Genomic DNA, 5530 nt, shown 5'->3' with positions numbered 1-5530 from the left:
GCCCGCCCTGTACTGCGAAGCAGTCAGGGTCGGGTAGTTTACTAGCAAACAGATCCTGCTTGCCGCTCGAGTTTTGGCAGAGAAGGGGTGGTTCAAGGCACTTCCAACAGAGCCGCTTGCGGCCAGCCGAAGCCAGTTCGAAACACGGCCCTAGCGCTCTGCACTACTTCCGGTCTGGAACCTGCGAACACGACTACCCCTTGCCTGCAGCAAGTACCTACTCATAAATCCAGCTTTGGGCAACCGGTGTCCAGCTCACCAATTCCGACTCATCGAACCAAAGGGCGATCTCCCGCTGCGCGGTTTCAACTCCATCGGAGCCGTGAATGAGGTTGCGGCCAATGTCGATGCCAAAATCGCCGCGAATGGTGCCCGGTTCTGCCTCCAGGGGGTTGGTCTTGCCGATGAGCTTACGGGCGGCAGCAATCACCCCTTTGCCCTGCCAGACCATAGCCACCACCGGCCCCGAGGTAATGAACTTCACCAAACTGTGGAAGAAGGGGCGCTCCTTGTGTTCGGCGTAATGGGCTTCCGCCAGCTCTTGGCTCACTTGCACCAGCTTCAGGCCCACCAATTGGTAGCCCCGGCTCTCCAGGCGCTGGATGATGGTGCCCACCAGCCCCCGCTGCACGCCGTCTGGCTTGATGGCAATAAAGGTGCGCTCCATGGGATCTCCCCTCGTTTTACAGATCTTCACCGCTATCCTTGTACCGGATCGGGGATCCCAAGCGCAAGGGAGCAAAATTAGCGCTTTTTACGCGCCCACCACTGCCAAGGTCAGGAAGGCAGCCCCCACCACTGTAATCGCCCAGCCGGCCCAGCGAGTTAAGCCAGGGATCCGCAACCCCCAGCGTTCTGCTGCCCAAAGGGCCAGGAGAGCTACCCCATACTGGACGGTGCTCAACCCCAGTAGATATCCCACCCAAGGCATGGGTTGGGCGCCGACAATGGTTTCGGCGTAGGCATAGCCATGGAATAGCCCCGCCAGGGATCCCCCTATTAGCAAGAGCCAACTTGGGATCTGCCGCGGTTGCACCAGCAGCAAGCCGAAGAGAACCACGGAAGAGGCAATGGCCAGCTCCGTCAGTCCCAGGGGATCCCAGCCGGCCAGGTGGATCCCAGTGCCCACCAGACCCGCTAGCACAAAGCCCAGCGGGATCCCGTAGCGCCAGGGCTGCCCCGCCGCCACAAGACCGATGGCCACGACGAAGGCCAGGTGATCCAAGCCAATGACAGGGTGAGCCAGCCCGGAGAGAAATCCCTCCCAGGCCGTTGCAGGCAGTTTCCCTCCCAGGGCGTGGTGGGCAAAAGCCGGCGAAAAAAACCCCGTAACTGCCAGTGCACCCCCAGCAGCGGCAAAGCTGGGGATCCCTTCCTTCCGCGACTGCCCAAGCGGCGATGGGACTTGCTGCCACAGCCAAGACATGCTTTTGGACCTCCCTGAGTTCTCTCAATAGCTGCCCAGATCTCCCAGTCTAGGGGCGCTCTCTGTACCCTTGCAGATTTTCCGGCTCAAACTGGCGCAAAATCCGCGTGGCTTCGCGGATGCGGGGCTCGCTCTCTTCTTCCACAATGAGCACATACTTGCCTGCGTCTAGGCGGTTGCGGTAAGCCAAGGCATCGCCTGAGCCACTGGACAAGCCCACTCCGCCGCCGACGAAAAAGCTGCCCATGGCCCCGCCCATCGCGCCCAATAGGCCGCCGATCAGGTGGTTGCCTATAGGTCCCGCCCAGGCAAAGGTATCCAAACCACTCAAAACGCTGAACCCCACCCCAGCCAAAAAGCCAAAGGGCACCAACCAAATGGCCAAACGCTGCATCTGACGGCGGGCGGCTCGGGCCGGATCGATCAGCCCAAACTCATCGGCGGTTTTGTAGCCTCGCCCCAGTAGGTGCAATCGCTCTAGCGGGAAGCCCGCTCGCTCCAGGGCGCTGTAGGCCGCCTCAGCGGCCATACGATCCGGCAGTACCGCGATCAAATAGCTCATGGATGCGGAGAGCCAATCAGTTCCGTACTTCATTGTCTGCCAAGTTTGGGCGAGGATCCCTGTGACCCAGTCTGGCTCCACTAGCGCTCCATCTACTAGCCTCTACCAGCGCTTTTACGAAGTGGTGCGGCGGATCCCGCCGGGCCGAGTGGCCACCTATGGGCAGGTGGCGCGGGTTGCCGGTTACCCCGGCTATGCTCGCCAGGTGGGCTATGCTTTGTTTCGCCTGCAAGGCCAAAACACCGACATCCCTTGGCACCGGGTGATCAACGCCCAGGGCTGCATTTCCTACTCCCCTTTTCGCCTGGGCTACGACGACCTGCAGAAAGCGCTGCTGCAAGCCGAAGGGATCCACTTCGACGCCGAGGGCCAGGTGGACTTGCAACAATTTGGCTGGGATCCAGGGGAAGTTTAACCTAGGCTTGACCTAACCTTAGACAGGCCATAACGAAACCCCCATCCCACCCCTGGTAACGTGAACGCGGATGCGTCCTCTCTTGTGGATGGAGTGAAGGAATTGTCATGAAACCAGCTTGCCGTGCTCGAGGGTCTGCCCCTGCCAAGAGATGGCTCCCGGATTGGCTGAACCCTCTGGCCAGGTCCCTGTGGGTCGGGTTGTGGTGTTTGGTGCTGAGCCTGGCCAGCGCCTGCGGTAGCAGCAGCTCGGTTCCCCCAACCGGCGGAGGGGCTGGGTTTATCGCCTCGGATCCCAATGTGGCCCTCTCGACTCAGCCGCCCGCTTTTACCCTGCAAATCCTACATGCCAGCGACTTGGAAGCCTCGATAGCTGCCGTACAAGATGCGCCGCGCTTCTCGGCGGTGGTGAATGCTCTGCGCCCCCAATTTCCCAACACGGTGGTGCTCTCCAGTGGGGACAACTATATCCCCAGCCCCTTCTACAACGCCAGCACGGATCGGTCTCTGCAAGGCCGTTACAACCTCACCCCTGGCAAAGCCGATATCGAGATCATCAACGCCATTGGCTTTGAGGCGGCTGCCTTCGGCAACCACGAGTTCGACCAAGGCACGCGCCAGATTCGCGATCTAATTCGGCCCGACACGGGCCGCGGCTACGCTGGGGCTCGTTTTCCCTATCTGAGCGCCAACCTCAGCTTCAGCGGCACCGGGGAATTGGCCAGCGCTGACTTTGCCGCCGATGGCCAAGAGGCCAGCTCCATTCGAGGCAGAATTGCCAAGACAGCAGTGATTACCGTAGGAGGGCAGCGAATTGGCTTGGTGGGAGCCACCACCACTCGCTTGGCTGCCATTTCCAGCCCCGGCCCAGAGGTGAGGGTGGAAGGCAGAGTGGACGACACCGACCAGGTAAGTGCTGCCCTGATCCAGGGCTTTGTCGATCAACTCACTGCCCAAGGCATCAACAAAATTATCCTCCTGGCCCACCTGCAGCAGTTGCAAAACGAGGTGAGCCTAGCCAGCCAATTGCGAAATGTGGACATCATCATTGCCGGGGGATCCCACCGGGTGATTGCCAAGCCCACCGACCGCCTGCGCACCGATTTGCCCGATACCCGCACGGGTGACTACCCCATCTTGCGCTCCTCTGCCAGTGGTCAACCGGTGGCGGTGGTCAACACCGGCTCCAACTATCGCTACGTGGGCCGCCTGGTGGTCAGCTTTGACGCCAACGGGGTTATTGCCCGCATCGATCCGGTCAGCGGTGCCTATGCCGCCGACGACCAAGGGGTAGCAGCCGTCAGGGGCACCCCCAATCCCGACGTAGTGCGGATAGCCAACGAAATTGGCAACATCATCCGCACCAAAGATGGCCGCACCTTCGGCTCCACCACCCAATTTCTCAACGGCCTGCGGGCAGAGGTGCGCACTGAGGAAACCAACCTGGGCAACCTCACTGCCGATGCCAACCTGGCCTACGCCAGAACGGTTGATCCTTCTACGGTCATCTCCCTGAAAAATGGTGGCGGCATTCGCGCTCCCATCGGAGCTACCACAGGGGGTGGCGGCGGCGAGCCGGTGCGGCGGATCCCACCGGTGGCTAACCCTGAAGCCGGCAAGCAGTCCGGTCAAATCTCTCAGCTGGACATCGAAACGGCCCTTGCTTTTAACAACGGCCTCTCTCTGTTGACCGTCACCGCTGAGGAACTGAAGCAGATAGTGGAACACGGGGTGGCGCAAACCCAGCCGGGAGCTACGCCGGGCCGCTTCCCCCAAATTGGCGGCTTTGCCTTTAGCTTTGATCCCTCGCGGCCACCGGGATCCCGCGTCCTCTCCTTGCGGGTGGATACGCCCACAGGTCGGGATGTGGTGGTGCGCAACGGCCAAGTGCAAGGGGATCCCAGACGCACCTTCCGCCTGGTGACCCTGGACTTCTTGGCCAATGGTGGGGATGACTATCCCTTCCCTCGCCTGTCTAACCCCAACCGGGTCAACTTGGCCCCCAGCTCTGGCATTACCTTCGACACCCCCGGCAGCGAGCAAGATGCCTTGGCTCGGTATTTGCGGCAGATCGGCGTGTTCACCCAAGCAGACACCCCGCCTGCCCAGGATACCCGCATCCAGAATCTGTCGGCCCGCCCAGATACGGTGCTGCAAGGGCTGTAGATTGGGTTAATGGACTGAGGCGGATGGATCCGGAGGAGTAGGGATTCCGATGCCAGACTCACTTCTTGCAAAAGGGGAGAGTGGCTTGGGTTAATTCCCTCAGCAACGCCATAGAAAATGTCTTGAGCTTTTTAGGAAAGACTACAGGAAGGGATCCCTGGCCAGTGTCAAGGATCCCTTTTCTTTTTCCCACTTCCATCCCTGCTGTTGTTGCTTGGCAAGGCTTACACGAATGCCCGGACGGGCTGTGAACCTTTTGGGCATTGCTCCCAACAAATTCATGGATTCTGTATACGAATCGAATTGCAGATTGAAGGAGGAATCATTACCATCAAGGGTGACGTTCGCTCCTTTTGCTGTTCATGACTCTGGAGACGTTTTTTACCCAGCTCAACGCCAATGGCTTAGCCATTGCGCTTTTGCTCTTTGCCACCCCTTGGGTGGTTTGGGTTCTCTGCGACTGGATCCCAGGCCAATGGGAGGAGCCTTTTTTGCTCAGCTTAAGTATCGGCTTGGGAGCGGTAACTCTTGTCCTCTGGGCGGGCTACTTGGCCTATGCCACCAACACCGCCGGCTGGCAGGCGGTGGTGAAGCAGGCGGATATGTTCTTGCTGCTGGTGCCTCCCTGGACTTTTCTTAGCTCCATCTGGGTGGCGCGGCAGCGCATGCCTCTCTCGCGGGTGCCGGCTTTTCGCACCTTGCAAGGGATCGGCATTTTGGCGGCAGTCTATCTTATTTTTTCTTGGCTCAGTCGCCGGGTTTATCTTGTCTTTTTTTCCTACATGCCCTTTTCGGCTTTCTTGTGGATCCTGGCAGGGCTGTTGGGGGTGGCGTACATCGGCTATCGCATCATCTTCGGGGATCCCCCCAAGTATCCGCCCGAAACCTGAGGGGGCAGACAGCAGGGACTAAAATCAAGGGAGCATGACTCTAGTCAATAATAAGCTCAACTATACTGAAAA

Annotated in this window: 7 protein-coding genes; 3 read left to right on the top strand and 4 right to left on the bottom strand. The window is 59.7% G+C overall.

The genetic code is table 11. The annotated features are described in order from the left end of the window. Nucleotides 1-217 precede the first annotated feature (217 nt). The 3 genes from ndk to NW843_RS10590 form a co-directional block, all read right to left on the bottom strand. Nucleotides 218-667, bottom strand: a complete 450-nt coding sequence (gene ndk / locus NW843_RS10600; protein ID WP_011431937.1) for a nucleoside-diphosphate kinase — start codon at nucleotides 665-667, stop codon at nucleotides 218-220. Between the two features lie 87 nt (nucleotides 668-754). After that, entirely contained in the window at nucleotides 755-1426 is a 672-nt protein-coding gene (locus NW843_RS10595) for a HupE/UreJ family protein (RefSeq protein ID WP_414522915.1), read from the bottom strand. Between the two features lie 49 nt (nucleotides 1427-1475). Continuing rightward, nucleotides 1476-1988 carry a hypothetical protein gene (locus NW843_RS10590; protein ID WP_414522914.1) on the bottom strand — a complete coding sequence of 171 codons (513 nt, stop codon included), beginning with the start codon at nucleotides 1986-1988 and terminating at the stop codon, nucleotides 1476-1478. A 61-nt stretch (nucleotides 1989-2049) separates the two neighbouring features. Here NW843_RS10590 and NW843_RS10585 point away from each other — a divergent pair, with 61 nt between their 5' ends. Both NW843_RS10585 and NW843_RS10580 read left to right on the top strand, forming a co-directional pair. Further along, nucleotides 2050-2403: an MGMT family protein gene (locus tag NW843_RS10585; RefSeq protein WP_414329999.1), complete on the top strand. Its 354-nt coding sequence runs from the start codon at nucleotides 2050-2052 to the stop codon at nucleotides 2401-2403. A 212-nt stretch (nucleotides 2404-2615) separates the two neighbouring features. Continuing rightward, nucleotides 2616-4568 (top strand): bifunctional metallophosphatase/5'-nucleotidase, encoded by a 1953-nt coding sequence (locus tag NW843_RS10580; protein ID WP_414522916.1) that lies wholly within the window; start codon nucleotides 2616-2618, stop codon nucleotides 4566-4568. A 141-nt stretch (nucleotides 4569-4709) separates the two neighbouring features. Here the strand turns inward: NW843_RS10580 and NW843_RS10575 are convergent, their stop codons facing one another. Beyond that, a complete protein-coding gene (locus NW843_RS10575) occupies nucleotides 4710-4832 on the bottom strand; it encodes a hypothetical protein (protein WP_414522913.1) in 123 nt (40 codons plus the stop codon). Nucleotides 4833-4930: 98 nt separating this feature from the next. Between NW843_RS10575 and NW843_RS10570 the strand changes: the two genes are divergently transcribed. Next, nucleotides 4931-5458 (top strand): hypothetical protein, encoded by a 528-nt coding sequence (locus NW843_RS10570; protein ID WP_011431942.1) that lies wholly within the window; start codon nucleotides 4931-4933, stop codon nucleotides 5456-5458. The last annotated feature ends 72 nt before the right edge of the window (nucleotides 5459-5530 follow it).

Source organism: Synechococcus sp. R5-12, assembly GCF_047502655.1.
GTDB lineage: Bacteria > Cyanobacteriota > Cyanobacteriia > Thermostichales > Thermostichaceae > Thermostichus.
The sequence above is the reverse complement of the archived record's forward strand: the minus strand, read 5'-3'. Positions and strand labels throughout refer to the sequence as shown.